This window comes from Enterobacter cloacae complex sp. 402C9, assembly GCF_050030745.1.
GTDB lineage: Bacteria > Pseudomonadota > Gammaproteobacteria > Enterobacterales > Enterobacteriaceae > Enterobacter > Enterobacter intestinihominis.
The window spans coordinates 399,284-424,944 of record NZ_JBLGUW010000001.1; the positions used below are offsets into that span (position 1 = coordinate 399,284).

The window sequence follows — 25,661 nt, forward strand, 5'->3', positions numbered from 1 at the left end:
CCAGTTAACAAATTTAGAGGGCCTTATGGCAACGTACTATAGCAACGATTTTCGTGCTGGTCTTAAAATCATGATGGACGGCGAACCGTACGCGGTTGAAGCCAGCGAATTCGTTAAACCAGGTAAAGGCCAGGCATTTGCGCGCGTTAAGCTGCGCCGCCTGCTGACCGGTACCCGTGTTGAGAAAACCTTCAAATCTACTGACTCCGCTGAAGGCGCTGATGTTGTCGATATGAACCTGACTTACCTGTACAACGACGGTGAGTTCTGGCACTTCATGAACAACGAAACCTTCGAGCAGCTGTCTGCGGACGCGAAAGCGATTGGCGACAACGCCAAGTGGCTGCTGGATCAGGCTGAGTGCATCGTGACCCTGTGGAACGGTCAGCCTATCGCGGTTACGCCGCCGAACTTCGTTGAGCTGGAAATCGTTGAAACCGATCCAGGTCTGAAAGGTGATACCGCAGGTACTGGCGGCAAGCCTGCCACCCTGTCTACCGGCGCTGTGGTGAAAGTGCCACTGTTCGTACAGATCGGTGAAGTGATCAAAGTGGATACCCGCTCCGGCGAATACGTATCCCGCGTGAAGTAATTTACGTCATGATTAAAGGCGCAGCGCCCGCTGCGCCTGATTTTGCAGGCAGGGAAGATGAAACGTACCGTTAAAATTCTGCTTCTGTTAGCGCTCTCCAGCGCAATTCTCTCCGGCTGCAACACCGCGCGTGGCGTGGGTGAAGATATCAAGGATCTCGGCCATATCATTTCCCATGCGGCCAGCTAATTCCGTCTAATTTTCCTAAAAATTCTTCCTTTTCCGTCAAACGGCAAGATTTTGTCTATTCTTAAGTTGCTATACACAAAATAACTTTGGCTATAAAAGGAAGATATTATGGTTAAGAAAACAATTGCAGCGATCTTTTCTGTTCTGGTGCTTTCTTCGGTACTGACTGCATGTAACACCACCCGTGGCGTAGGGGAAGATATCTCCGACGGTGGTAGCGCGATTTCTGGCGCAGCAACTAAAGCTCAGAACTAATGTAAGCGACGGTACGGCAAGTTATTACACCGTACCGTCAATTCTCCACTTCCTGTAGCGATAAAAACGGCGAGTAGCGCGTATCCATATGCAGCTTCATGCGGATATTGCGTTTGTACGTGTATACCGTTTTTCCGTTAATGCGAAGATTGCTGGCAATTTTCTGGTTGCTCGCACCATCCATCCACAAGGTCAGAACTCTTTCTTCCTGACGCGTCAGCAACGGTGCCGCCATTTTCGGTAGCTCCGCGCTCGCGCATGACGTTAGCGCGTCGTTTATCACCGCCGCCAGTGCTTCCAGATCGGTATTTTTGGAGAGCGAAGACCATATCGGGAACTGCGCCAGATAATCAGTCATCTCCTGCTCCTGCCCTGATTGCAGCATAATAAAAGGCAGTGTTTCGCTGGCAATTAGCAGGGAGGAAAGCTGCTGAAAATGGTGTAGATCCTGCCGGAAGCCAGATAAATCAGCGATGACCAGCGCAGGTTTCCATTGCAGGATATGCTCTCTGGCGAGGAAAAGATTATTTACCTCGGTTACGACGAAATGACCCGAAAACAGGTCTGAATGATTGACCCATGCTTCAAATCCCGCGCGGGTGAAGTGACAACGGTCAATCAAAAGAATTTTGAACATAAAATTTTCGCAGTCGGCTAGTGGTTTGGCTTCCTGCCATCAGAAAGCCTATCATCATAGAGAAGTCGGATGAGTCATAAATGCCTGAACTACGTGCCTTACTGAGGCTATTTCTTGCTTTAAGGTGTTCAGCAGAAAAAGTTTGAAAAAAAATTCCACGCTAACCAAAATATAAGGCGCAACTTCTGCCTTGCGGGACGACCCGTAAGCGCTTCACTCATCGGGGACGGCCCCAACTTGTCTTTAAGTTAAGGAGCCTGAAATGTCCTGGATCGTTCTTGTTATTGCTGGTTTGCTCGAAGTGGTATGGGCAATTGGTCTGAAATACACACACGGTTTTACCCGCCTGACGCCCAGCGTCATCACTATCGCCGCAATGATTGTCAGTATCGTCATGCTTTCATGGGCGATGCGAACCTTACCGGTCGGCACAGCTTACGCTGTCTGGACGGGAATTGGCGCGGTAGGGGCTGCCATTACCGGCATTCTGCTGCTGGGGGAGTCTGCGAGTCTGGCGCGCATCGCCAGCCTCGCGTTGATTGTCGCGGGTATCATCGGGTTAAAACTCAGTACGCACTAATGCGGCTGTTTTACCCAGATTAACTTCGTCACATCAAACCCTTGCCGGGTCGCTATCTCCAGCATCTGCTGTTTCATTTCCGCCGAGATCGTTGGCGTGCGTGAGAGGAGCCACAGATAGTTGCGATCCGGCCCACAGACCAGCGCGTGGCGGTACTCTCTGTCCAGCGCAATGACGTTATACCCGCCATAGTATGGGCCGATGAAAGAGGCTTTCATGGCCGCGCGGTTAGATGCGCCGGTGAAATAGGCCTGACCAACTGACTGCTGCCACATCTGGCGATCCGGGTTATAGCCGCGGTTAATGACCCGGATCCCGCCGTCATCCATCGCGCTGTAGCTGACCGTGACTTTTTCTAAGCCCCGTTCGAACTGATGGTCCAGTCGGGCGATTTCATACCAGGTGCCGAGGAAGCGCTGTGCGTCGAAATTACTGACTACCGTGACGCCAGGCGGAGGAGTAGGAGAACTGCAAGCAACCACTAAAAACGCGGCTGTTACTGCGGCAATAACAGGCAGAATGCGCATAGGAGTTTCCTTACTGTTTTTTGTTAAGTGTAGATGACAGCAGGGAAAATGCGGGAGATTGTGCAGGGTGTTTTGCCGGGTGGCGGCTTCGCCTTACCCGGCCTACAAAGTTCATGCGTTGTGTAGGCCGGGTAAGCGCAGCGCCACCCGCAATGTTTTACTGTAGCGCGTCGAGGATATGGTATGCCGCCTCAACGCGTGCCGGGTTCGGATAGCTTTTATTCGCGAGCATCACAATACCGATCTGCTTTTCAGGAATAAAGGCCACGTAGCTGCCAAACCCGCCAGTAGAGCCCGTTTTATGGACCCAGGACGCTTTGACCGGGGGAGCCGGTGGATTCACTTCTGCCACGGGCAGCGGTGCCAGCGCCACCTTACTGTCGCTGCCCTCGATCACCGTGTTGGCCTCCACGGGCCAGTTGAGCATCTCCCAGCCCAGACCCTGATACATTGACCCGATACGCCAGTAGCGCGACTGCGCCAGCGCGATGCCCTGCTTAAGTGAGGCATCAGCAACCTTCTCCGGCGCCATGTTTGCCATGACCCAGTTCGCCATATCCTGCACGTTGGTTTTCACTCCATAGGCTTGTGCATCCAGCATTCCCGGCGAAACGCGCACCGCTTTACCGTCACGATAGCCCCAGGCGTAATGCGCCTCTTCCGCTTTCGGAACGTTAATCCAGGTATGGTCCAGCTTGAGCGGCTTAAGGACCCGCGTCGTCATGGCCTGCTCATAGCCCATGCCGGAAGGTTTGACCGCCAGCGCGCCAAAAAGACCGATACTGGCGTTGGCGTAAAGACGCGTTGTGCCAGGCTTCCACTGCGGCTGCCAGTTTTGATAAAAGCGCAGCAGGGCGGCATTATCCGTGACCTCATCCGGTACCTGTAGCGGCAGGCCGCCAGCGGTGTAGGTTGCGAGATCCAGCATACGAATCCCCTGCCACTGCTTGCCCGTCAGCTGTGGCCAGTATCTGGTCACCGGATCGTCCAGCGAAATTTCACCGCGAGCAATGGCATCCCCACCTAAAACCCCGGTGAAGGTTTTACTTATAGAACCCAGCTCGAACAGAGTCTGAGGCGTAACGGGTTTGCTGGCCGCGATATCGGCTTTGCCAAACGTGTAATAGTGCGGTTTACCCTGATAAATAACGGCCACCGCCATGCCTGGAATCGACTGGGCTTTCATCAGCGGGGTAACCGTATTCGCGACCACCTCCGCCAGCTGTTTTTCTGACACTGGCGCGGCGAGAGCAGAGCAAGAGATGCCGAGCAGCAGGGCGCAGCAAAGAGATTTTTTCATCATCAGTAATCTTCCGTAATAGCGAGTCAAGGGGATGTCCGGGCCCGTCAGACAGGCGTAGTCTGTTGGATTTGACTGTGCCTGACAAACGGTTAAATTTAGCATTAGCTGTTAATTTTTCTAACGGAAGAGACCATGACGCGAAGCTATCTCCCCCTCAATTCGCTTCGAGCCTTTGAAGCCGCCGCGAGACATCTCAGCTTTACGCATGCGGCCATTGAGCTGAACGTGACCCATTCAGCCATTAGCCAGCATGTGAAAACGCTGGAGCAGCACCTGAACTGTCAGCTGTTCGTTCGCGTGTCGCGCGGGCTGATGTTGACTACCGAGGGAGAAAACTTACTGCCGGTACTGAATGATTCGTTCGATCGTATAGCCGGAATGCTGGATCGCTTCGCTAACCATCGTGCGCAGGAGAAGCTGAAAATCGGCGTGGTGGGTACGTTTGCCATCGGGGTTTTATTCTCACAGCTGGACGATTTTCGCCGTGGCTATCCGCACATCGATCTTCAGCTTTCCACCCATAACAACCGCGTTGATCCGGCTGCCGAAGGGCTTGACTATACGATCCGCTACGGTGGCGGGGCGTGGCATGGCACCGAGGCTGAATTTCTTTGTCATGCGCCGCTCGCGCCGCTGTGTACACCCGATATCGCCGCCAGTCTGCACAGTCCGGCCGACATCCTCAGGTTTACGCTGCTGCGCTCCTACCGACGCGACGAGTGGACCGCGTGGATGCAGGCGGCCGGCGAGCACCCCCCTTCGCCAACGCACCGTGTGATGGTATTTGATTCGTCCGTGACCATGCTGGAGGCCGCTCAGGCAGGGGTAGGTATTGCCATTGCGCCTGTCGATATGTTTACCCATCTGTTAGCCAGCGAGCGCATTGTGCAGCCCTTTGCAACGCAGATTGAGCTCGGCAGTTACTGGCTTACCCGATTGCAATCCCGGGCAGAAACGCCTGCCATGCGCGAATTTTCCCGGTGGCTGGTGGAGAAGATGAAAAAGTAAAAAGCCCGCCGGATGGCGGGCCTGTTCAGTCAGATGGTAACCACGGCAATCAACGTGACGACCGTCAGAATGGTTGCCAGACCGTAGAAGACCCATTTACCGTTTGGCACATGGATTTTCAAATCGTGCATCGCATGGTGGATACGGTGCAGACCACACCACAGCGGCAGGACGATCATCAGGAAGATGAATACCCGGCCAATAAAGCTGCTCGCAAAGGCCAGTACGCGCTCATAGCTCAGCGCATCGCCCGGGAACAGCCCCAGCGGCAGCATGATCCCGACCAGCAGGATAATGACCGGGGCAATAATGGCGCTCCACATGCCGCCTGCGCCAAACAGCCCCCAGAAGACCGGCTCATCTGAACGTTTTGGATTTGGATTGATCATAGTAGTCTCCTTACCAGAACAGTGCGACAAACAGAATGACCACAGAGACAACGGCCGTCACTGCCCAGAGCCCTTTAATAACCGGCTCTGGCCCCATTTTTTCGCCTTTTACAATGATGTTCGCTGCTTTTGGCGCCAGTTCAAACCAGGTTTTGGTATGCAGTAGCGCGGCTGCGAGCACAATCAGATTCAGAACCACGATGATTGGGTTTTGCAGGAAACCCACAAAACTGGCCCAGGCTTCCGGGCCGTGCTTGAGGGCATACACCCCGTACATCAGTTCGAGGCTGAACCAGACCGCGGGAACAGCCGTGCCTTCACGCAGCATATAGAAGCGATAAAACGGCAGTTTTTTCCACCAGGTGGACGGCATTGGTCGCACGTAGGCTTTGCGTTTAGTCGTCATCATGCACTCCTTAGCGTGGTTTCAGGGTAGCGATAAGAAAGTCTTTCGAACTTTCCACTTTTCCCTGCTGAATAGCGGCGGCCGGGTCGACATGCTTCGGACAGACTTCGGAGCAGTAACCGACAAACGTGCAGGTCCAGACCCCGTTCTGGCCGTTAAGCTGTGCCATACGTTCTTTTTTGCCGTGGTCGCGGCTGTCCTCGTTATAGCGGTGCGCCAGAGTAATGGCGGCCGGGCCGATAAACTCAGGGTTCAGGCCAAACTGTGGACAGGCGGCGTAGCACAGGCCGCAGTTGATGCAGCCGGAAAACTGATGGTATTTCGCCATCTGCGCGGGCGTCTGGGTGTTTGGCCCCTGATCCGGCGTGCGCGGGTTGCCGATGATGTACGGCTTAATCGCTTCGAGGCTTTCGATAAAGTGGGTCATGTCGACCACCAGATCGCGCTCAATCGGGAAGTTGCCCAGCGCTTCAACCTTGATGCCCTTGGTGTAATCACGCAGGAAAGTTTTACACGCCAGCTTCGGCACTTTGTTGACCATCATGCCGCAGGAGCCGCAGATTGCCATGCGGCAGGACCAGCGGTAGCTCAGGTCCGGGGCCAGGTTATCTTTGATATAGCCGAGCGCATCCAGCAGGGAGGTTTGCTCGTCGTAAGGGACTTCATAGAAAGCGCTGTGCGGCGCGGCGTCCACTTCCGGGTTGTAGCGCACCACTTCAACTTTCAGTTTTTGCATCTCAGCCATTCGCCTTCTCCTTCTTATCGGCGGCTTCTGCTTCTGCACCGTACACGCGTTTCGCCGGTGGCAGCGTAGTGATTTTCACGTCGCTGTAGTCCAGCCGGGTGGTACCATCCGCATCGCGCCAGGCGAGAGTATGTTTAAGGAAATTGATGTCGTCACGTTCGGTGCAGCCCTCATCCAGACGCTGGTGCGCGCCGCGGGACTCTTTACGCGCCAGGGCAGAATGGGCCATACACTCTGCGACGTTCAGGCCGTGGCCCAGTTCAATGGTATAGAGCAGGTCGGTATTGAAGACGCTGGAGGTGTCGGTGATGCGCACGCGCTTGAAGCGTTCCTGGAGTTCCGCCAGCTTGTCGACGGTTTTCTGCATCAGCTCTGGCGTACGGTAGATCCCGCAGCCTTCTTCCATCGACAGCCCCATTTCGTCGCGGATCTTCGACCAGTTTTCGTTACCTTCCTGGTTCACCAGGCCTTTCAGGCGTTTTTCGATGTCTGCAACCTGCGCATCCAGCGCCGCGCTGTTAGCTTCACCTGCCGTTGCGGCACGCTCCATCGCGCGTTCGCCCGCCATGCGACCAAAGACCACCAGCTCAGCCAGCGAGTTCGAGCCCAGACGGTTTGCGCCGTGCAGACCGACGGAGGAACACTCACCCACCGCAAATAGCCCTTTGATACGGGTTTCGCATTGCTGGTCGGTTTCGATACCGCCCATGGTGTAGTGCGCGGTTGGACGCACCGGGATCGGCTCTTTCACCGGGTCGACGCCCACATAGGCTTTCGCCAGCTCGCAGATAAACGGCAGACGCTCCAGCAGTTTCTTCTCGCCGAGATGACGCAGGTCGAGATGTACCACGTCGCCGCGCGGCGTTGAGATGGTATTGCCTTTGCGCCACTCGTGCCAGAAAGCCTGAGAGACTTTGTCGCGTGGGCCGAGTTCCATGTATTTGTTTTTCGGCTCGCCAAGCGGGGTTTCCGGACCCATGCCGTAATCCTGCAAATAGCGATAGCCGTTTTTGTTGACCAGAATACCGCCCTCGCCGCGGCAGCCTTCCGTCATCAGAATACCGGAGCCCGGCAGGCCGGTTGGGTGATACTGGACGAACTCCATATCACGCAGCGGGACGCCGTGGCTGAGCGCCATGCCCATACCGTCACCGGTGACGATGCCGCCGTTGGTGTTGTAGCGGTATACGCGGCCCGCACCGCCCGTTGCCATCACCACCGCCTTAGCGCGGATCTGGACGAGCGTGCCTTCCATCATGTTCATTGCTACCAGTCCGTGCGCATGACCGTCGTCGACCAGAATGTCGAGAACGAAATGTTCGTCAAAGCGCTGGATTTGTGGGAACTGGAGGGAGGTCTGGAACAGGGTGTGCAGCATGTGGAAGCCGGTCTTATCGGCGGCAAACCAGGTGCGTTCGATCTTCATGCCACCGAAGCGGCGGACGTTGACGCTCCCGTCCGGACGGCGGCTCCAAGGACATCCCCACTGTTCCAGCTGGGTCATTTCCGTTGGGCAATGGTGCACGAAGTAATCAACGACATCCTGTTCGCAAAGCCAGTCGCCCCCTGCAACCGTGTCGTGGAAATGGTATTCGAAGCTGTCATGATCCTGCGCGACGGCGGCGGATCCTCCTTCTGCGGCTACCGTGTGGCTGCGCATCGGATAGACTTTTGAAATCAATGCGATTTTGGCGTTCGGATTGGCTTGTGCCGCAGCAATTGCAGCGCGTAATCCAGCCCCGCCAGCGCCTATTACGGCAAGATCGGCTTGAAAAGTTTGCACGACATTCCTCCAGATTTTGGTTTTCCCGCAACGTGATGAGCTAAAGGACGTTCACCTGCCCGAACGGACGATTGCGGAAGCGATTCCACTGCTCCTTTATGGGTAAAACAGTATAACCGCGTAGAAGTGAGGGAAATTTGACGTGTTCGATTTTTTTGCTGTTCTGTGCGGTGATTTATCATCGTGATTAATGAATGGCGTCACAGTATTTCTCTGTGCAATGAAAAGGGGCTTTTACTGTGCAAAATTTGTCTCTGCCCCGGCTTGCGAGTAGACTTCGTGCCCTTGTCTGAAAACGGAGAAATAACTCATGAGCGAAACGGCCACCTGGCAGCCGAGCGCATCCATTCCAAACCTGCTAAAGCGCGCAGCAATTATGGCGGAGATCCGCCGCTTCTTTGCGGATCGCGGCGTCCTGGAGGTGGAAACGCCGTGCATGAGTCAGGCGACGGTCACGGATATTCATCTGGTCCCGTTTGAAACCCGTTTTGTTGGCCCAGGCCACTCTCAGGGCATGAATCTGTATCTGATGACCAGCCCGGAATACCATATGAAGCGTCTGCTGGCGGCCGGGTGTGGTCCGGTCTATCAGCTGTGCCGTAGCTTCCGTAATGAAGAGATGGGCCGACACCATAATCCGGAATTCACTATGCTGGAGTGGTACCGCCCGCACTACGACATGTATCGTCTGATGAACGAAGTCGACGATCTGCTCCAACAGGTGCTGGATTGTGCGGAAGCTGAAACGCTCTCCTATCAGCAGGCCTTCCAGCGTCATCTGGAAATTGATCCGCTGTCGGCTGATAAAACACAGCTGCGTGAAGTGGCGGCAAAACTGGATCTGAGCAACGTGGCGGATAACGAAGAGGATCGCGACACGCTGCTGCAACTGCTGTTCACCTTTGGTGTTGAACCGCAGATTGGCAAAGATCGTCCGACGTTTGTCTATCACTTCCCGGCCAGCCAGGCTTCACTGGCGCAGATCAGCACCGAAGATCACCGCGTGGCGGAGCGCTTTGAGGTGTACTTTAAAGGCATCGAGCTGGCGAACGGTTTCCATGAGCTGACCGACGCGCGCGAACAGCAACAGCGTTTCGAGCAGGATAACCGCAAGCGCAACGCGCGCGGTCTGCCGCAGCAGCCGATTGACACCAACCTGCTGGAAGCGCTTAAAGCCGGTCTGCCGGACTGCTCCGGCGTGGCGCTGGGTGTGGATCGCCTGGTCATGCTGGCGCTGGGCGCAGAACAACTGGGCGATGTGATTGCCTTTACGGTCGATCGCGCATAAAGGATTGCCGGGTGGCGCTGTCGCTTACCCGGCCTACTTGGTCATTTAACTCTGCCACATTAAAAACTACTATCTTCTCTATGCACGGGGCTTTTTCTTAATTTGACTCGGATAGACACAATATTTGTCAGGTCATCTGCTACCATCCGCGCAGTTTAATTCCGTTTCGGATGGTTATATGTCTCACTCAATCAAAAAAATGACCCTTACCGGGCTCATCCTGATGATTTTTACGTCAGTTTTTGGCTTTGCCAATAGCCCGTCCGCGTTTTATCTGATGGGCTACAGCGCGACGCCGTTTTATATCGTTTCCGCGCTGTTCTTCTTTATTCCGTTTGCGCTAATGATGGCGGAGATGGGGTCGGCGTACAGGAAAGAAGAAGGCGGCATCTATTCGTGGATGAACAACAGCGTCGGTCCGCGTTATGCGTTTATCGGTACGTTCATGTGGTTTTCATCCTATGTCGTCTGGATGGTCAGCACGGCGGCCAAGGTCTGGGTGCCGTTCTCAACGTTTCTCTTCGGTGCGGATAAAACGCAGGTCTGGTCTCTGGCGGGGCTGAGTTCCACACAGGTGGTCGGTATTCTGGCGGTGTGTTGGATGGTGGTTGTCACGCGGGTGGCCTCGAAAGGCATCAACAAAATTGCCCGTATCACTGCCGTTGGCGGAATTTCCGTGATGTGCCTGAACCTGGTGCTGCTGCTGGTCAGTATCGCTATTCTGTGCCTGAACGGCGGGCATTTCGCACAGGAAGTCAACTTCGTTTCATCGCCTAATCCGGGTTACCAGTCCGGGCTGGCCATGCTCTCCTTCGTGGTGTTTGCCATCTTTGCTTACGGTGGAATTGAAGCCGTGGGCGGGCTGGTCGATAAAACCGAAAACCCGGAAAAGAACTTCGCCAAAGGCATTATCTTTGCCGCCATCGTCATTTCCATTGGCTACTCGCTGGCGATTTTCCTCTGGGGCGTCAGCACCAACTGGCAGCAGGTACTGAGCAATAACACCACCAACCTCGGCAACATTACCTACGTGTTGATGAAAAGCCTGGGGGTGACGCTGGGCAACGCCATGGATCTCGCGCCGGAAACGTCGGCCACCCTGGGGATCTGGTTTGCGCGGATTACCGGTTTGTCGATGTTCCTCGCCTATACTGGCGCGTTCTTCACGCTGATCTACTCGCCGCTGAAAGCGATTATTCAGGGGACGCCAAAGGCGCTGTGGCCCGCACGTATGACGCAGCTGAACGCTGCCGGTATGCCTGCCAACGCAATGTGGATGCAGTGCCTGCTGGTGTGCGTGTTCATTCTGCTGGTGTCCTTTGGCGGCGATACCGCGTCGGCGTTCTATAACAAGCTGACCCTGATGGCAAACGTATCGATGACGCTTCCGTACCTATTCCTGGCGCTGGCGTTCCCGTTCTTTAAGGCGAAGCGGGATCTGGAGCGACCGTTTGTGATCTTCAAAACCCGCGTGGCGACGCTGCTGGCGACCACTGTTGTGGTGCTGGTCGTCGCGTTCGCCAACATCTTTACCGTCATTCAGCCCGTGGTTGAGGCAAATGACTGGAGCAGCACGCTGTGGATGGTTGGCGGACCGATCTTCTTCTCGCTGCTGGCAATGGGGATTTATGAGAACTACCGCCGCCGCATGATGACCTGCGTGGCAGAAGTGGCATAGCGGATGAAAAAACCCCTCCCGGAAGGGAGGGGGAAATGGATTATAAACTTCCCGCCGGGCGCGAACGCGCCGCAGACGTCAACGTTCTTCCCGTCTTACGTCCGTCCAGCGTTTCCAGACGCATCTGGAAAGGTGGGAACGGCATATCAATTCCGTGCTCGCGGAAGCCAGCCAGGATCAGCTGGTGGATCTCATGGCGCAGCGGCATACGGTGTCCCATCTCGGCGGCGTAGATACGCAGCTCGAAAATCTGGATCCCCTGCTGCAAATCAACCAGGAAGACTTCCGGCGGCGGGTTGTCGATTACCAGCGAACAGCGTTCAGCAGCCGTATACAGGATCTGCGTCACCTCTTCGCTGTTGGCATCCGACGGAGCGGGTACGGTCAGCACCACACGCGTGACGGAGTCAGACAGCGACCAGTTGATAAACTGCTCGGTGATAAACGCTTTGTTCGGGACGATGATCTCTTTACGGTCCCAGTCGCTGATGGTGGTGGCGCGGGTGTTGATCCTGGTGACGCTGCCGGTCAGATCGCGGATGGTCACCGTATCGCCAATTCGAATCGGCTTTTCAAACAGAATGATCAGACCCGAGACGAAGTTGGCAAAGATCTCCTGTAAACCAAAGCCCAGGCCTACGGTCAGGGCGGCAACCAGCCATTGCAGTTTTGACCATTCGATACCAATCATCGAGAAGCCAACCAGCCCACCAAACAGCATGATTAAATACTTGGTAATGGTGGTGATCGCATAGCCTGTGCCGGGGGTTAAATCCAGATGCTGCAACAGCGCCAGCTCCAGCAGGGCAGGGAAGTTACGGATCAGCTGCGTGGTGATAATGAGTACCAGAATCGCAATCAGCACGGCCCCTAAGGTGATGGGCTCCAGGCTTTCGACCCCCTGCACCGTCGACGTCACATCCCACAAAGAGATGTTCTCCAGGAAGCCAAACGCGGAGTGGATTTCCGACCACAGGAAGATCACCGACAGCAGGGCAACCAGCATCAGAATTGAGCGTACCAGCCGCAGGGACTGGGTACTGATCGCATCGAGATCCAGTTCGACGTCATCGGCGTCTGAAGTCCCTTCGGTGCTGTTGACGTGGTTCGGCTCTTCCTCACCCCGCGCGCGCTGGGCCAGTATTTCTGCGCGACGATGTTTGGCACGGTCAAACGCCAGACGACGACGCTGGATCAGCATGCCGCGGCGAATAACATGGTAGACCACCAGCAGCAGGAACCAGATAGCTACTGACGTTTCCAGTCGTGCGAGCAGCGCTTGCGATGTGGCGAGATAACCGACAGCCGCCGCCAGCATCGCCGCCAGCGGCGCGCTAAGCAGCAGGTTCCACAGCAGACGGTTAAACATGTTATCGCCACTGCCGGACTTGTCGAGATAGAGCGGGATCCCGGCGCGCTTCAGGCTGAGCGTCACTACCGCTAATGCCCCGCAGATCAGCATAAAGCACAGCCGTCCCAGCGAGCCGGAGAACTCCCGGTCATTGAGATTATCGAACATGATCAGCGCCATAATTAGCGGCACAATCAGCCCGATGCTCATCAGGTAATAGCGCATCGCCCGCGCCACGCGATTACGCGGCCAGCCAAAGTGAGCGATGAACAGACCATTTGGCCGCGCAAACGTGGCGCAAATCATCACCACCCACAGCAGCGGAACGGTGGCGGTCACGCCATCGCCAATTGCGACGGCAAGCGGATAGGGCCAGGCTTCACGCAGGCCGTATCCGAGCGTCATCCACAGCACCGGCAGCGGGGACGCGACCAGAATTGACCAGAACACTGTACGCAGCGTCAGCCAGAAGTGATCCTGTGTCACTTTCCCCACCCGGGCGCTGGAGCGCTCAAGGAAACGGGTGAAGTGGCGACGGGAATAAATACTGAAACCCACCAGAATCAGTGCCCCCAGCAGCGGGAAGATGGTCTCCTTACTGGTGAGCATCATCACGCTGGCGAGACCCAGCTGGCTGAAGGTGTCCAGCGAAATGAGGCGGCGCAGATCCTGCACGATCTCGATCGGCCAGGCGAAGGTCATCGGCCGCACGTCGGAGGTCCAGAACAGGTAACGGTGCGTGGCTTCGTTGACCTCTTTCAGCGCGTCCTCCAGCTGGCTGTTTGAGACTTTCAGCTTGGTGAGTTCGAGGATCAGCGTATCGCCCCCCTGCAACAGGGAATTGAGCAGTTCGCGTTGGGTGCGCAGCTGCGCTTCCAGAATACGGCTTTGCTCGCCGGTGAGCGGCTGTCCGTCAGCCTGACGGATCTGGCGGATTTGTGGCTGCTTATTAAGAAGGTCTTCATAATGAAGACGCTGAACGCGCAGCTGCGCCATCTCCGTATCAAGCTGCTGCGGTTTTGGCATCTCTGGCAGACGAGCCACCTGTGCGCGTAACGCTTCGCCCAACAGGTTAGACGAGCCAAGCCACTGGGACTGTTCACGCAGCGTGTTGAGAGCCTGACGAACCTGGAGGGTTTGATTAGTGGCCTGACGCTGCTGCGAGGCCACCAAATCCATGCGCTGCGCCTGCTGATTCAGCGCGGCAGAAAGCTCGCGGTTAACCTTAAACTGGGCGACGATGCTGTCGGGCAGGTTAGCGCTGTTTTCGGCCAACAACTCGGTGCTTTCCAGCGCACGTTCAGCTTCACGCTGACGCTGGCTGTTGAGTTGATTTCTCAGCGCCTGGAGATACGCATCCAGCTGTTCGCTCTGCTTCTGCGCCAGTTCCGAACGCATCCGCGACAGCTCCTGGCGGTTGTTAGCAGAAAGCTGTGCCAGCTCCAGTTCATCAACCAGTGCTTTAAGTCTGGCGGATTCCGCCTGTAGCCCAAGATTTTGGGCCTGATTCTGCGGGGTGTTGCCGGTCTGCGTCCCAATGCGGCGTTCCACCTCATTTAACTGACGGCGGGCATCGGTTTGCTGCTGTGGAAGCTGACTGAGAGAGTCGGCAATTTCACGCGCCCGTTCCTGCTCCTGCTGTGCCAGACGGCTTTTTTCCAGCAGCTGGCTGCTGACTTGCAGGATCTCCTGATTCAGCGCCTCGGACGTCATCCCTGCGGGTACCTGGCGTGGTTCATCACGCAGGCTGTTTAACTGCGAGCGCAGGGTCTGAGAGAGTTTGGGGAAGTTGTCGATAACCTGCTGATATTGCTGGGCGCGCTCAAGAGAACCCTTTCGTTCCTCAAGTGCGTTCAGTGCAGACTGGAGCGACTCAACGGCCTCCGGCTGAGCGGGTTTCGCCGCTTTTGCCTGCTCCAGCTCCTGGGTTATCTGTTTGGCGTCGGGGGCCGTCGCTGCGTACGCCCCCATGCTGAGGCACCAGGCCATCAGTAATACGATAATCGGGCGCACGTCAGCGATCCTTCTGTTGTTAACCTTCGTCTTTTTTGTCGTTAACCAGCGGGCTGGCATCGTGCTCGGCTTTGATCTCTTCTTCCTGCAACGGGGCTGGCGCAACGTCTGGCGTTGCAAAGACCTCCGTCGATACTGCCAGAGGCTGGCCGAGTTTGGTCACGGACAGGCTTTCCAGCTCGTCGACAAGGTTAACTTTGCCCGGTGCGAACAGGTTGATTACCGTTGAGCCCAGCTTGAAGCGGCCCATCTCCTGACCTTTCAGCAGGGCCACAGAACCTTCTTCTTCCCCGGCAGGCCAGGTCCAGCGCTTGATCACGCCTTCGCGTGGCGGCGTAATGGTGCCCGCCCAGACGGTTTCGATGCTGCCCACAATGGTAGCACCTACCAGAATCTGCGCCATTGGGCCAAATTCAGTATCAAACAGGCAGATGACGCGCTCGTTACGGGCAAACAGGTTAGGGACGTTTTGCGCCGTCAGGTGGTTTACAGAGAACAGATCCCCCGGCACGTAGATCATCTCGCGCAGGATGCCGTTACACGGCATATGAACGCGGTGGTAGTCGCGTGGGGAGAGATAGGTGGTCGCGAAAGTCCCGTTGCGGAACAGATCCGCCATTATGTAGTTACCGGCCAGCAGCGCTTCCAGGCTGTAGTTATGGCCTTTCGCCTGCAAAATTTTGTCGTCTTCAATTTTACCCAGCTGGCTGATCACGCCGTCAGCAGGCATCACCAGCACGTTCGGGTCGGTATTCAGCGGGCGCACTTCGTCGCGCAGCGGACGCACAAAAAATTCGTTGAAGGTGCGGTAGCTTGCCGTATCCGGCTTCTGCGCTTCTTTCATGTCGACCTTGTAGTATTTCACGAACAGATCGATGACCAGTTTGGTCAGCCAGCCCGCTCGTTTGCTCGCGCCCCAGCCCGCCAGGCGAGTGAGCCACAGTTTAGGCAGAATGTATTGAAGCGAAAGTTTAAATGAGTTTAACAAGGTAGCCTCCAGGCCATTGTTTTGTCGTTCCTGATCCGGCAGTACGCTGCCGGAACCTGAAAAAAGGGGACGATTTTAGCGACGCTTAGCTTAGTTGTCAGTTATCAGAATCAGAAAAGTTTTTACGCGTTTTTACCTGGTCCATGCTTTCGAGAATACGATGGTAATTTTCGAAACGGGTTTCCGCTATTTCACCGTTCTCCACCGCTTCGCGGATGGCGCAGCCCGGATCGTTGTCATGTTTACAGTCGCGGTATTTGCAAGCGCCTATATAGTCATGGAATTCGACAAATCCGTTAAAGATTTGTTCCGGCTCAAGATGCCAGAGACCAAATTCACGCACACCCGGGGAGTCAATCACATCGCCGCCGTGCGGGAAGTGATAGAGACGTGAGGCGGTGGTGGTGTGCTGGCCCAGCCCGGAGACGTCCGACACATCGTTGGTCAGGATTTCTTGCTGAAGGCCGAGCAGGTTGTTAAGCAGGCTCGATTTACCCACGCCAGACTGCCCTGCAAAGATACTGATGCGGTCGGTCAGCGCATCTTCTAACGGCTTCAGGCCATCTTTGGTGCGGCTGGAAACCATCAAAACGCGATAACCAATATTGCGATAGATATCCATCTGCTCATTCACAAAGGCCATGGCCTCGTCATCCAGCAGATCGATTTTATTCAGCACGATGAGCGGCTCAACCTGTAGCGTTTCGCAGGCCACCAGGTAACGGTCAATAATGTTGAGCGAAAGTTCGGGTAAAATCGCTGAAACGATCACGATCTGGTTGATATTGGCGGCAATGGGCTTTACGCCGTCGTAGAAATCAGGACGGGTCAGAACCGACGTGCGTTCATGCACGGCTTCAACGATACCTTTAACCGTTACCCCTTCCGCAGCCGCTTTGCCTGGACGCCAGACCACGCGGTCACCGGTCACCAGGGAACGGATGGTGCGACGGATATTGCAACGGTGGATGTCCCCGTCGGCAGACTCGACATCGGCATGCATACCGAAGCGGCTAATCACCACGCCTTCCGTCGCTTCGCCAAACAGGTTGTCGTCGTAATCGGGCTTCTCCGTAGTGGTTTTAAGACGGCGCTGGTGATTTGCATTCACGCGGCGCTGCTGCCCTTTGGAGAGTTTATTTTTACTCAATCGCGCTGGCTCCTGGTCGCCCATAGCGGGCAAAACCTCTATGATACACTCTAATTAATACTAGTTAACCTGCTACTGCCGGTTAAGCGAGAAGGGTGGAAAATAACATGAGCGCGGACGAAAACAACCTGATTTGGATCGATCTGGAGATGACCGGCCTGGATCCCGAGCGCGATCGCATTATTGAGATCGCCACACTGGTCACCGATGCCAACCTCAATATTCTGGCGGAAGGCCCAACGATTGCCGTGCACCAGTCCGATGACCAGCTTGCGCTGATGGATGAGTGGAACGTGCGTACCCATACTGGCAGCGGGCTGGTGGAACGCGTGAAGGCCAGCACTCTGGGCGACCGCGAAGCGGAGCTGGCGACGATTGAGTTTCTGAAGCAGTGGGTGCCGGCAGGAAAATCGCCTATCTGTGGCAACAGCATTGGTCAGGATCGTCGTTTCCTGTTTAAGTACATGCCGGAGCTGGAGTCCTACTTCCACTACCGCTATCTGGATGTGAGCACCTTAAAAGAGCTGGCCCGCCGCTGGAAACCGGAAATTCTCGACGGCTTCACAAAGCAGGGGACGCACCAGGCAATGGACGACATCCGTGAGTCTGTTGCGGAGCTGGCGTACTATCGCGAAAACTTTATTAAGCTTTAATTTTGCGATCCGGCGCCTTGCGTGGCCGGGTTTTTGTCGCTAAATTGTTCAGCTTGCCGATTAAATAAGCACTTGAACTGAATTTCAAAAAAATCGCTTTGAGGGGGGTTGCAGCTAAACGGATTTCTCGTATAATGCGCCTCCCGTAACGACAGAGAATTACACGTTACGACAGCAACAAAAGCAGTACAGATTTGCGGGAATAGCTCAGTTGGTAGAGCACGACCTTGCCAAGGTCGGGGTCGCGAGTTCGAGTCTCGTTTCCCGCTCCAAAATTTGAAAAGTATCGCAAGATACGCCAGCACCAGAACACCCAAGCGGGAATAGCTCAGTTGGTAGAGCACGACCTTGCCAAGGTCGGGGTCGCGAGTTCGAGTCTCGTTTCCCGCTCCAAAATTTGAAAGTATCGCAAGATACGCACAGCACCAGAATACCCAAGCGGGAATAGCTCAGTTGGTAGAGCACGACCTTGCCAAGGTCGGGGTCGCGAGTTCGAGTCTCGTTTCCCGCTCCAAATTCTTCTTCTTTCCTAAATTATCCACAGCGAAATGCTTCGTTGGGGACGTTTTCTATTGTATCTGAAACACTCTTGTAAACAGAGTTATCCACAGAAACTGTGATAAATCCCAGTTGTGCAAAATGTTAGCAGGGTGAATAATATCTTCGTAATTAACTGTAATCTATGAAGAAAATTTGATTTCAAAATGTTATTGAGATCACTTGACCTGTTTGCTAAACCTTATTGCGCCTGAATTCTTATTTTTATTCACAGCCTGTGAATATATCACACATCCCGTGGCAGCCCTTTTTCAATCACCCTGACCAGGCGCTGTTTCTTCGGTAACTGCACTTCAACCACGCCGGCATTTCGCTTCTCAATTTGCTGCGCAATCGCCCATTCTATGTGCTCATCAAGAAGTGGGTGCTCACCTCTGCGGCTTTCGAGCGCCTGAAGATTGGCTTCATCCCATGGGGCATTACCCAGCGCAACGGCCACATTACGCAGCCAGCGCAGGTGGCCGATACGACGTATGGCGGAACCTTCCGTCACCTTCAGGAACCAGGCTTCGCTCCAGGCGAAAAGTTCGATCAGCTGCGGGGCATGTAACGCCTTGCGGGGACTGAAGTCTTCTTCGTCCGTCAACTGTGAATAACGGTTCCACGGACAAATCAGCTGGCAGTCATCACAGCCGTAGATGCGGTTGCCAATAAGCGGACGAAATTCCTCTGGAATAGCACCTTCCAGCTCGATGGTGAGATAAGAGATACAGCGGCGCGCATCAACGGTATAGGGTTCAACGATAGCGCCCGTTGGGCAGATGGTCATACAGGCCACGCAGCGGCCACACCCTTCTTCCACCGGACCGTCTACCGGCAGGGGTAAATCAATCAACAGTTCACCCAGGAAAAAGAATGAGCCCGCGTCGCGGCTTAAGATAAGTGAGTGCTTACCTGTCCAGCCAAGCCCGGCTTTTTCGGCGATCGGGCGCTCAAGAATAGGCGCAGAATCGACAAAGGGTCTAAAATTCAGCGAAACACAGTGCTGCTGAATGGTTTCCCCGAGCTTTTTTAGACGGTTGCGCAGAAGTTTATGGTAATCACGTCCCAGAGCGTATCGGCTGACGTAACCCAGCGAAGGATTTTTTAGCGTGCGCGCAAAGGCCGCGTTAGCGGGCAGATAGTTCATGCGTACGCTAATGACGCGCAGCGTACCCGGCAACAGCTCGTGGGGGCGGGCACGCATCATACCGTGGCGCGCCATCCACTCCATCTCGCCGTGGTATTGTTTATCCAGCCATGCCTGTAGCTTAGGCTCGCTGGCAGAGAGGTCGGTATCGGTAATACCGACCTTCTGGAAGCCCAGTTCAGCACCCCACTGTTTTATTTTTTGCGCTAATTCATTGAGATCGAGGGGCTGTGACATGACGGACCATACTGTGAAGAAAAACCCCGCAAGTATACCACATTCCATCTGGCATGCGGATGACCTCCGTCGGGCCGAAAAAGAGGCCGCAGATAGCCTGGGCGTTACCCTTTATGAACTGATGCAGCGCGCGGGCGAGGCGGCGTTTAACATAGCGCGCACGGCTTATCCGGATGCCTCGCACTACCTGATTCTGTGCGGGCACGGCAATAACGGTGGCGATGGCTATGTGGTGGCTCGTCTTGCGGTGGCGGCGGGGCTGCGCGTTACCCTACTGGCGCTGGAGAGCGACAAGCCGCTACCGGAAGAGGCTGGCATGGCGAGAGAGGCCTGGCTGAATGCGGGGGGCATTATTCATGCGCCTGATATTATCTGGCCCGAGGATGTCGACGTGATTGTTGATGGTCTGCTGGGGACGGGGCTGATGCGCGCGCCTCGCGATGACGTCGCCGCGCTGATTACCCACGCTAATGCGCACCCCGCCCCGGTGGTGGCGCTGGATATTCCCTCCGGCCTGATGGCGCAAACCGGCGCGACGCCGGGCGTGTCGATTGAGGCTGCGCACACCGTGACCTTTATCGCCCTGAAGCCGGGTTTGCTTACCGGTAAAGCGCGGGATGTCGTGGGGACGTTACATCACAACGCACTGGGGCTGGAAAACTGGCTGGCTGGACAGGATACCCACATCACCCGCTTTGATGCCTCCCTGCTTGCTCAGTGGCTGCCTCCACGCCGCCCCACATCCCATAAGGGTGATCATGGCCGGCTGCTGATTATCGGTGGCGATCATGGCACGGCAGGTGCGATTCGCATGACAGGAGAGGCCGCGTTACGCAGCGGTGCCGGATTAGTACGCGTGCTGACCCGCAGCGAAAACATTCCGCCGATTATTACCGCGCGGCCGGAGCTGATGGTCCACGAGCTTGCCCCACAGGCGATTGAAGAGGGTCTTGAGTGGGCGGACGTGGTAGTCATTGGTCCGGGCCTGGGTCAGCAGGAGTGGGGTAAACAGGCCCTGCAAAAGGCCGAGAATTTTCGTAAGCCGATGCTCTGGGATGCCGACGCGCTTAACCTTCTGGCAATAAACCCGGATACGCGTCACAATCGCATTCTGACGCCACACCCCGGCGAAGCCGCACGGCTGCTTAACTGTAGCGTGGCAGAAATTGAATGCGATCGCTTACTTTCAGCCCAACGTCTGGTAAAACGTTACGGAGGTGTTGTCGTTTTGAAAGGGGCGGGGACCGTTATTGCCAGCGATGATGCGATGGGCATCGTTGATGCCGGTAATGCAGGCATGGCGAGCGGCGGCATGGGTGATGTGCTCTCTGGCATCATTGGCGCATTGCTCGGACAGAAACTTCCCCTTTATGATGCAGCCTGTGCTGGCTGCGTGGCCCACGGTGCGGCGGCTGACAGGCTGGCTGCTCGTTACGGAACGCGCGGTATGCTGGCCACCGATCTTTTTTGCACGCTGCGGCGTGTTGTTAACCCGGATGTGATTGACGTAGAAAATGACTAATCGAGCGATTCCTTTACCTGATGAACAAGCCACTTTAGATCTCGGCAAGCGCGTGGCGCAGGCCTGTCAGGGGGCGACCGTCATTTATCTGTATGGTGATTTAGGCGCGGGTAAAACAACCTTCAGCCGTGGTTTTTTGCAGGCGTTAGGCCATAACGGGAACGTAAAAAGCCCGACTTATACGCTAGTAGAACCGTACACGCTTGAAAATATCATGGTGTACCACTTTGATTTATATCGTCTTGCGGATCCTGAGGAGCTGGAATTTATGGGGATCCGCGATTACTTTGCCAACGACGCCATTTGCCTGGTGGAGTGGCCGCAACAAGGTGCGGGTGTGCTGCCTGACCCGGATGTCGAAATTCACTTGGATTATCAGGCACAAGGGCGTGAGGCGCGCATCAGTGCGGTTTCCTCATCAGGCTGTTCCTTACTGGCGCGTTTAGCCGGTTGAGCGTAGGGATAACGGGATGATTAATCGCGTTAAAGGTTGGATTTTGGCAGCCACGGTTCTGCTGAGCGCGCAGGCCGGTGCGGCCAGCCTCTCGGATATTCAGGTGTCGAATGGCGATAGCCAGGCCCGCATTACCTTCAGCTTTATGGGCGATCCTGAATATGCTTTCTCACAAATCGACAGCCGCAGCGTGGCGCTCGATATTAAACAGACCGGGGTGATCCAGGGGCTGCCGCTCCAGTTCAGCGGCAACAATCTGGTGAAAAGCATCCGTTCGGGGACGCCGAAGGATGCGCAGTCTCTGCGTCTGGTGGTCGATCTCACCGAAAAGGGCAAAACGAAGGCGGTTAAGCAGCAAAACGGCGCCAGTTATACGGTGGTTTTTACCATTAATGCTGATGTTCCGCCGCCGCCACCGCCTGCACCTGTGGTAGCAAAACGCGTAGAAGCGCCGGTTTATACCCCAAGGCCGTCTGAGCCAGCCCGTAATCCGTTTAAATCACAAAATGACCGACTTACCGCCGTGACCAGCAGCAACACGGTGACGCGTCCGGCGGTCAGCGCGCGGCGAACGCCGGTCAGTGGCGACAAAGTGATTATCGCCATCGACGCCGGACACGGCGGGCAAGATCCTGGCGCGATTGGCCCGGGCGGCACGCGGGAGAAAAACGTCACTATCGCCATTGCCCGTAAGCTGCGTGCGCTTCTGAATGACGATCCGATGTTCAAAGGGGTCATGACCCGCGACGGAGATTACTTTATTTCAGTGATGGGACGCTCGGATGTGGCGCGTAAGCAAAACGCCAACTTCCTGGTGTCGATTCACGCGGATGCTGCGCCGAACCGTAACGCCACCGGCGCGTCGGTATGGGTGCTGTCGAACCGTCGTGCCAACAGTGAAATGGCGAACTGGCTTGAAGAGCACGAGAAGCAGTCTGAACTGTTAGGCGGGGCAGGCGATGTGCTGGCAAACAGCCAGGCCGATCCGTATCTCAGCCAGGCGGTACTGGATTTACAGTTCGGTCATTCTCAGCGCGTCGGGTATGATGTCGCCACTAACGTACTCAACCAGCTGCAAAGCGTCGGATCGCTGCATAAGCGTCGTCCGGAACATGCGAGCCTCGGTGTCCTGCGTTCGCCGGATATTCCGTCGATTCTGGTAGAGACGGGTTTTATCAGTAATCACGGTGAAGAGCGTTTACTGGGAAGCGACAGCTATCAGCAGCAAATTGCTGAAGCGATTTATAACGGTCTGCGTAAATACTTTGACGCGCATCCGCTTCAGTCTGCGCCGCAGGGCGGGGCAGCCCAGACGGCAAGCGCCGCGCTGCCGGGTGAGATGACCGCGACTAATTAAGGAGAGTTCATGCCGATTCAGGTTCTACCGCCGCAGCTCGCGAACCAAATCGCCGCCGGTGAGGTGGTGGAACGCCCTGCATCGGTGGTGAAAGAGCTGGTGGAAAACAGCCTCGATGCAGGGGCGACCCGCATTGATATCGATATTGAACGCGGGGGCGCAAAGCTTATCCGCATTCGTGATAACGGCAGTGGCATCAAAAAGGACGAGTTGGCGCTGGCGCTGGCGCGTCATGCCACCAGTAAAATTGCGTCACTTGACGATCTGGAAGCGATTATCAGCCTGGGTTTTCGCGGCGAAGCGCTGGCCAGTATCAGCTCCGTTTCCCGCTTAACGTTGACTTCCCGCACGGTCGACCAGCAGGAAGCCTGGCAGGCCTACGCCGAAGGGCGCGATATGGACGTCACGGTTAAACCAGCGGCGCACCCGGTAGGCACCACGCTTGAAGTGCTGGATCTTTTCTATAACACGCCCGCCCGGCGCAAGTTTATGCGAACCGAGAAGACCGAATTCGGACATATCGACGAGATCATCCGCCGCATCGCGCTGGCACGCTTTGATGTCACTCTTAACCTCAGTCATAACGGTAAGGTGATGCGTCAGTACCGGGCAGTGGCGGAAGGCGGGCAAAAGGAGCGTCGGCTGGGCGCCATCTGCGGCACGCCGTTCCTGGAAAAAGCGCTGGCCATTGAGTGGCAGCATGGCGATTTGGCCCTGCGCGGCTGGGTTGCCGATCCGAACGCCAGTAGCGCCGCGTTTGCTGAGATTCAGTACTGCTACGTCAACGGTCGCATGATGCGCGACCGTCTGATTAACCACGCCATTCGCCAGGCCTGTGAAGATAAGCTCGGCGCCGATCAACAGCCCGCCTTTGTGCTTTATCTGGAGATCGACCCGCATCAGGTTGACGTCAACGTGCACCCCGCCAAGCACGAGGTGCGTTTCCACCAGTCGCGTCTGGTGCATGATTTTATCTATCAGGGCGTCGTTAGCGTTTTGCAGAAGCAGGCTGAGCCAACGCTGCCGCTGGAAAACGACGTTCCTGCACCGCGATCGCTGCCAGAAAATCGCGTGGCGGCCGGACGTAACCATTTCGCTGAACCCGCAGCCGCGCGCGAACCAGTGGCTCCGCGTTTTTCGTCAGCGGGAAGCGCACCGCGCCCGACGGGCGCCAACTACCCGAATGCCCAGCCGGGGTATCAAAAGCAGCAAGGTGCGTTATACCGTAAATTGCTGGACACCCCAGCCGTGGAACGGAAAGAACATATTGAGGTATCGCCGTCTTCCCTTGACGGACATAGCCAGAGTTTTGGCCGGGTATTGACGATTGTCGCCCCGGACATGGCACTGCTTGAACGCGAGGGGAAATTGATGCTGCTGGCGTTGCCGGTAGCGGAACGCTGGCTTAAACAGGCGCAACTGACGCCAGGGGAAAACGCCGCCTGCGCTCAGCCGTTACTGATCCCGGTTCGGTTGAAAATAAACCATGAGGAAACAGGGGTTTTGCAGCGTGCCCAGGCGCTTCTTGCCGAAATGGGGATTGAAATCGTACTGGACGCGCAGCATGTGACAATTCGCGCAGTGCCTTTACCCTTACGCCAACAAAATTTACAAAACTTGATTCCTGAACTGATAGGCTACCTGGCGCAACAAACGACGTTTGATGCCGCCGATACCGCGCAGTGGATCGCCCGCCATCTGGCCAGCGAACATTCGCCGTGGAGTATGGCACAGGCGATTTCCGTTCTGGCAGAGGTGGAACGCCTCTGTCCACAGCTGGTGAAAGCGCCGCCAGGTGGTTTGTTACAACCTGTTGATTTAAAAACGGCGATGACCGCCCTGAAACATGACTGATGTAAGTAAGGCGAGCCTGCCAAAGGCGATTTTTTTAATGGGGCCAACGGCCTCCGGTAAAACGGCGTTAGCCATTGAGTTACGTAAAGTTTTGCCAGTAGAGTTGATTAGCGTTGATTCAGCCCTCATTTACCGAGGAATGGACATCGGCACGGCGAAGCCCAACGCAGACGAACTGCGTGCGGCACCGCACCGTTTACTGGATATTCTCGACCCGGCACAGGCTTACTCCGCAGCAGATTTTCGCCGCGACGCCTTAGCCGAGATGGCCGAGATTACCGCCGCGGGACGCATACCGCTGTTAGTTGGCGGCACGATGCTCTACTTTAAGGCGCTGCTGGAGGGGTTATCGCCTCTGCCATCGGCCGATCCGGAAGTGAGAGCGAAGATTGAGCGGCAGGCGGCAGAGCAGGGGTGGGACGTTTTGCACAGGCAACTGGAAGAGATTGACCCGGTTGCCGCAGCGCGGATCCACCCAAACGATCCGCAAAGGCTTTCCCGGGCACTGGAAGTTTTTTTCATTTCGGGTAAAACTTTAACGGAACTGACGCAAACGTCAGGAGACGCTCTGCCGTATCAGGTGCATCAGTTCGCCATCGCCCCGGCGAGCCGTGAACTGCTCCATCAACGAATTGAGCAGCGTTTTCATCAGATGTTGGCTTCAGATTTTGAAGCAGAAGTGCGGGCGCTTTTTGCCCGTGGAGATTTGCATACGGACATGCCTTCCATTCGTTGTGTGGGATACCGCCAGATGTGGTCGTATCTTGAAGGCGAGATTTCATACGATGAAATGGTTTATCGAGGTGTTTGCGCCACGAGACAGTTAGCGAAGCGCCAGATCACCTGGTTGCGTGGTTGGGAGGGTGTTCACTGGTTAGACAGTGAAAAACCACAACAGGCGTTAAACGAAGTGATTGAGGTTATTGGTGATATCGCTGACTGAATGTGTACAATTAAGCCGTATCGTGCGCAATTTTTCAGAATCGCAAGGTTCTAAGTACAAAACAAGCATATA

The 25,661-nt window shown here is 55.6% G+C and carries 24 protein-coding genes and 3 tRNA genes; 16 read left to right on the plus strand and 11 right to left on the minus strand.

Features of this window, described 5'->3' with window-relative positions; genetic code table 11:
- Positions 1–25 precede the first annotated feature (25 nt).
- From efp to ecnB, 3 genes are all read left to right on the plus strand, one after another.
- Positions 26–592 (plus strand): elongation factor P, encoded by a 567-nt coding sequence (gene efp, locus ACQG1K_RS01925; RefSeq protein WP_003855940.1) that lies wholly within the window; start codon positions 26–28, stop codon positions 590–592.
- Positions 593–649: 57 nt separating this feature from the next.
- Complete coding sequence (locus ACQG1K_RS01930; protein ID WP_426720965.1) at positions 650–781, plus strand: entericidin A/B family lipoprotein; 132 nt, start codon at positions 650–652, stop codon at positions 779–781.
- Between the two features lie 108 nt (positions 782–889).
- Positions 890–1,036 carry a lipoprotein toxin entericidin B gene (gene ecnB, locus ACQG1K_RS01935; protein WP_006178941.1) on the plus strand — a complete coding sequence of 49 codons (147 nt, stop codon included), beginning with the start codon at positions 890–892 and terminating at the stop codon, positions 1,034–1,036.
- A gap of 37 nt (positions 1,037–1,073) precedes the next feature.
- Here ecnB and ACQG1K_RS01940 read toward each other — a convergent pair whose 3' ends face one another.
- Positions 1,074–1,673, minus strand: coding sequence for a response regulator transcription factor (locus ACQG1K_RS01940; RefSeq protein WP_426720964.1), 600 nt, complete (start codon positions 1,671–1,673; stop codon positions 1,074–1,076).
- Between the two features lie 262 nt (positions 1,674–1,935).
- On the opposite strand from ACQG1K_RS01940, the gene sugE reads away from it, so the two are divergent.
- Positions 1,936–2,253 carry a quaternary ammonium compound efflux SMR transporter SugE gene (gene sugE, locus ACQG1K_RS01945; protein WP_015572453.1) on the plus strand — a complete coding sequence of 106 codons (318 nt, stop codon included), beginning with the start codon at positions 1,936–1,938 and terminating at the stop codon, positions 2,251–2,253.
- Here the strand turns inward: sugE and ACQG1K_RS01950 are convergent.
- Together ACQG1K_RS01950 and blaACT are read right to left on the minus strand one after the other, a co-directional pair.
- The gene (locus ACQG1K_RS01950; RefSeq protein WP_367075391.1) at positions 2,250–2,780 is read right to left on the minus strand and encodes a lipocalin family protein; all 531 of its coding nucleotides are present in this window, start codon (positions 2,778–2,780) and stop codon (positions 2,250–2,252) included. The genes sugE and ACQG1K_RS01950 overlap by 4 nt on opposite strands.
- Positions 2,781–2,937: 157 nt before the next feature.
- Positions 2,938–4,083: an ACT family cephalosporin-hydrolyzing class C beta-lactamase gene (gene blaACT, locus ACQG1K_RS01955; protein ID WP_058647079.1), complete on the minus strand. Its 1,146-nt coding sequence runs from the start codon at positions 4,081–4,083 to the stop codon at positions 2,938–2,940.
- A 132-nt stretch (positions 4,084–4,215) separates the two neighbouring features.
- Between blaACT and ampR the strand changes: the two genes are divergently transcribed.
- Complete coding sequence (gene ampR, locus ACQG1K_RS01960) at positions 4,216–5,091, plus strand: LysR family transcriptional regulator AmpR (RefSeq protein ID WP_038415122.1); 876 nt, start codon at positions 4,216–4,218, stop codon at positions 5,089–5,091.
- Between the two features lie 29 nt (positions 5,092–5,120).
- Here ampR and frdD read toward each other — a convergent pair whose 3' ends face one another.
- Genes frdD through frdA form a run of 4 tightly spaced genes read right to left on the minus strand, consistent with a single transcriptional unit; the run spans position 5,121 to position 8,414 of the window.
- Positions 5,121–5,480 carry a fumarate reductase subunit FrdD gene (gene frdD / locus ACQG1K_RS01965; RefSeq protein WP_126545665.1) on the minus strand — a complete coding sequence of 120 codons (360 nt, stop codon included), beginning with the start codon at positions 5,478–5,480 and terminating at the stop codon, positions 5,121–5,123.
- Positions 5,481–5,490: 10 nt separating this feature from the next.
- Entirely contained in the window at positions 5,491–5,886 is a 396-nt protein-coding gene (gene frdC / locus ACQG1K_RS01970; protein WP_003855953.1) for a fumarate reductase subunit FrdC, read from the minus strand.
- 10 nt (positions 5,887–5,896) lie between these two features.
- On the minus strand, positions 5,897–6,631 hold the full coding sequence (locus ACQG1K_RS01975; RefSeq protein WP_022646809.1) for a succinate dehydrogenase/fumarate reductase iron-sulfur subunit: 735 nt from the start codon (positions 6,629–6,631) through the stop codon (positions 5,897–5,899).
- Positions 6,624–8,414, minus strand: a complete 1,791-nt coding sequence (frdA, locus tag ACQG1K_RS01980) for a fumarate reductase (quinol) flavoprotein subunit (RefSeq protein ID WP_023299127.1) — start codon at positions 8,412–8,414, stop codon at positions 6,624–6,626. Before frdA ends, ACQG1K_RS01975 begins: the two co-directional genes overlap by 8 nt.
- A 310-nt stretch (positions 8,415–8,724) precedes the next feature.
- Between frdA and epmA the strand changes: the two genes are divergently transcribed.
- On the plus strand, positions 8,725–9,702 hold the full coding sequence (gene epmA / locus ACQG1K_RS01985; protein WP_003855960.1) for an elongation factor P--(R)-beta-lysine ligase: 978 nt from the start codon (positions 8,725–8,727) through the stop codon (positions 9,700–9,702).
- Between the two features lie 178 nt (positions 9,703–9,880).
- Positions 9,881–11,380 (plus strand): glutamate/gamma-aminobutyrate family transporter YjeM, encoded by a 1,500-nt coding sequence (gene yjeM / locus ACQG1K_RS01990; RefSeq protein ID WP_367075394.1) that lies wholly within the window; start codon positions 9,881–9,883, stop codon positions 11,378–11,380.
- A gap of 40 nt (positions 11,381–11,420) precedes the next feature.
- On the opposite strand, the gene mscM is transcribed toward yjeM, so the two are convergent.
- The 3 genes from mscM to rsgA form a co-directional block, all read right to left on the minus strand.
- Entirely contained in the window at positions 11,421–14,744 is a 3,324-nt protein-coding gene (mscM, locus tag ACQG1K_RS01995; protein ID WP_022646812.1) for a miniconductance mechanosensitive channel MscM, read from the minus strand.
- 19 nt (positions 14,745–14,763) lie between these two features.
- Positions 14,764–15,732, minus strand: coding sequence for an archaetidylserine decarboxylase (gene asd / locus ACQG1K_RS02000; RefSeq protein ID WP_367075396.1), 969 nt, complete (start codon positions 15,730–15,732; stop codon positions 14,764–14,766).
- Between the two features lie 97 nt (positions 15,733–15,829).
- Positions 15,830–16,882 (minus strand): small ribosomal subunit biogenesis GTPase RsgA, encoded by a 1,053-nt coding sequence (gene rsgA / locus ACQG1K_RS02005; protein WP_072202591.1) that lies wholly within the window; start codon positions 16,880–16,882, stop codon positions 15,830–15,832.
- Positions 16,883–16,989: 107 nt separating this feature from the next.
- On the opposite strand from rsgA, the gene orn reads away from it, so the two are divergent.
- The 4 genes from orn to ACQG1K_RS02025 all read left to right on the plus strand — a co-directional run bounded on the left by orn (position 16,990) and on the right by ACQG1K_RS02025 (position 18,049).
- Positions 16,990–17,535 carry an oligoribonuclease gene (gene orn / locus ACQG1K_RS02010; RefSeq protein WP_038415130.1) on the plus strand — a complete coding sequence of 182 codons (546 nt, stop codon included), beginning with the start codon at positions 16,990–16,992 and terminating at the stop codon, positions 17,533–17,535.
- 196 nt (positions 17,536–17,731) lie between these two features.
- Positions 17,732–17,807 (plus strand) — tRNA-Gly (locus tag ACQG1K_RS02015).
- A gap of 45 nt (positions 17,808–17,852) precedes the next feature.
- Positions 17,853–17,928: transfer RNA gene (locus ACQG1K_RS02020), tRNA-Gly, on the plus strand.
- Between the two features lie 45 nt (positions 17,929–17,973).
- Positions 17,974–18,049, plus strand: a tRNA-Gly gene (locus ACQG1K_RS02025).
- A 270-nt stretch (positions 18,050–18,319) separates the two neighbouring features.
- On the opposite strand, the gene queG is transcribed toward ACQG1K_RS02025, so the two are convergent.
- Entirely contained in the window at positions 18,320–19,459 is a 1,140-nt protein-coding gene (gene queG / locus ACQG1K_RS02030; protein ID WP_015572463.1) for a tRNA epoxyqueuosine(34) reductase QueG, read from the minus strand.
- Between queG and nnr the strand changes: the two genes are divergently transcribed.
- From nnr to miaA, 5 genes are read left to right on the plus strand one after another with little or no spacing between them, the layout of a single operon-like run.
- Positions 19,458–20,981, plus strand: coding sequence for a bifunctional ADP-dependent NAD(P)H-hydrate dehydratase/NAD(P)H-hydrate epimerase (nnr, locus tag ACQG1K_RS02035; protein ID WP_367075399.1), 1,524 nt, complete (start codon positions 19,458–19,460; stop codon positions 20,979–20,981). The genes queG and nnr overlap by 2 nt on opposite strands.
- On the plus strand, positions 20,974–21,435 hold the full coding sequence (gene tsaE / locus ACQG1K_RS02040; protein WP_003855970.1) for a tRNA (adenosine(37)-N6)-threonylcarbamoyltransferase complex ATPase subunit type 1 TsaE: 462 nt from the start codon (positions 20,974–20,976) through the stop codon (positions 21,433–21,435). The genes nnr and tsaE overlap by 8 nt, the downstream gene beginning before the upstream one ends.
- 16 nt (positions 21,436–21,451) lie before the next feature.
- On the plus strand, positions 21,452–22,792 hold the full coding sequence (amiB, locus tag ACQG1K_RS02045) for an N-acetylmuramoyl-L-alanine amidase AmiB (protein ID WP_367075401.1): 1,341 nt from the start codon (positions 21,452–21,454) through the stop codon (positions 22,790–22,792).
- A 9-nt stretch (positions 22,793–22,801) separates the two neighbouring features.
- Positions 22,802–24,646 carry a DNA mismatch repair endonuclease MutL gene (mutL, locus tag ACQG1K_RS02050; protein WP_367075403.1) on the plus strand — a complete coding sequence of 615 codons (1,845 nt, stop codon included), beginning with the start codon at positions 22,802–22,804 and terminating at the stop codon, positions 24,644–24,646.
- The gene (gene miaA, locus ACQG1K_RS02055) at positions 24,639–25,589 is read left to right on the plus strand and encodes a tRNA (adenosine(37)-N6)-dimethylallyltransferase MiaA (protein WP_023299133.1); all 951 of its coding nucleotides are present in this window, start codon (positions 24,639–24,641) and stop codon (positions 25,587–25,589) included. Before mutL ends, miaA begins: the two co-directional genes overlap by 8 nt.
- Positions 25,590–25,661: the final 72 nt, after the last annotated feature.

Coding starts and splice junctions, on each gene's coding strand:
- efp (WP_003855940.1), top strand. CDS start 26: ATGGCAACGTACTATAGCAACGATTTTCGTGCTGGTCTTAAAATCATG.
- ACQG1K_RS01930 (WP_426720965.1), top strand. CDS start 650: ATGAAACGTACCGTTAAAATTCTGCTTCTGTTAGCGCTCTCCAGCGCA.
- ecnB (WP_006178941.1), top strand. CDS start 890: ATGGTTAAGAAAACAATTGCAGCGATCTTTTCTGTTCTGGTGCTTTCT.
- ACQG1K_RS01940 (WP_426720964.1), bottom strand. CDS start 1,673: ATGTTCAAAATTCTTTTGATTGACCGTTGTCACTTCACCCGCGCGGGA.
- sugE (WP_015572453.1), top strand. CDS start 1,936: ATGTCCTGGATCGTTCTTGTTATTGCTGGTTTGCTCGAAGTGGTATGG.
- ACQG1K_RS01950 (WP_367075391.1), bottom strand. CDS start 2,780: ATGCGCATTCTGCCTGTTATTGCCGCAGTAACAGCCGCGTTTTTAGTG.
- blaACT (WP_058647079.1), bottom strand. CDS start 4,083: ATGATGAAAAAATCTCTTTGCTGCGCCCTGCTGCTCGGCATCTCTTGC.
- ampR (WP_038415122.1), top strand. CDS start 4,216: ATGACGCGAAGCTATCTCCCCCTCAATTCGCTTCGAGCCTTTGAAGCC.
- frdD (WP_126545665.1), bottom strand. CDS start 5,480: ATGATCAATCCAAATCCAAAACGTTCAGATGAGCCGGTCTTCTGGGGG.
- frdC (WP_003855953.1), bottom strand. CDS start 5,886: ATGACGACTAAACGCAAAGCCTACGTGCGACCAATGCCGTCCACCTGG.
- ACQG1K_RS01975 (WP_022646809.1), bottom strand. CDS start 6,631: ATGGCTGAGATGCAAAAACTGAAAGTTGAAGTGGTGCGCTACAACCCG.
- epmA (WP_003855960.1), top strand. CDS start 8,725: ATGAGCGAAACGGCCACCTGGCAGCCGAGCGCATCCATTCCAAACCTG.
- yjeM (WP_367075394.1), top strand. CDS start 9,881: ATGTCTCACTCAATCAAAAAAATGACCCTTACCGGGCTCATCCTGATG.
- orn (WP_038415130.1), top strand. CDS start 16,990: ATGAGCGCGGACGAAAACAACCTGATTTGGATCGATCTGGAGATGACC.
- nnr (WP_367075399.1), top strand. CDS start 19,458: ATGACGGACCATACTGTGAAGAAAAACCCCGCAAGTATACCACATTCC.
- queG (WP_015572463.1), bottom strand. CDS start 19,459: ATGTCACAGCCCCTCGATCTCAATGAATTAGCGCAAAAAATAAAACAG.
- tsaE (WP_003855970.1), top strand. CDS start 20,974: ATGACTAATCGAGCGATTCCTTTACCTGATGAACAAGCCACTTTAGAT.
- amiB (WP_367075401.1), top strand. CDS start 21,452: ATGATTAATCGCGTTAAAGGTTGGATTTTGGCAGCCACGGTTCTGCTG.
- mutL (WP_367075403.1), top strand. CDS start 22,802: ATGCCGATTCAGGTTCTACCGCCGCAGCTCGCGAACCAAATCGCCGCC.
- miaA (WP_023299133.1), top strand. CDS start 24,639: ATGACTGATGTAAGTAAGGCGAGCCTGCCAAAGGCGATTTTTTTAATG.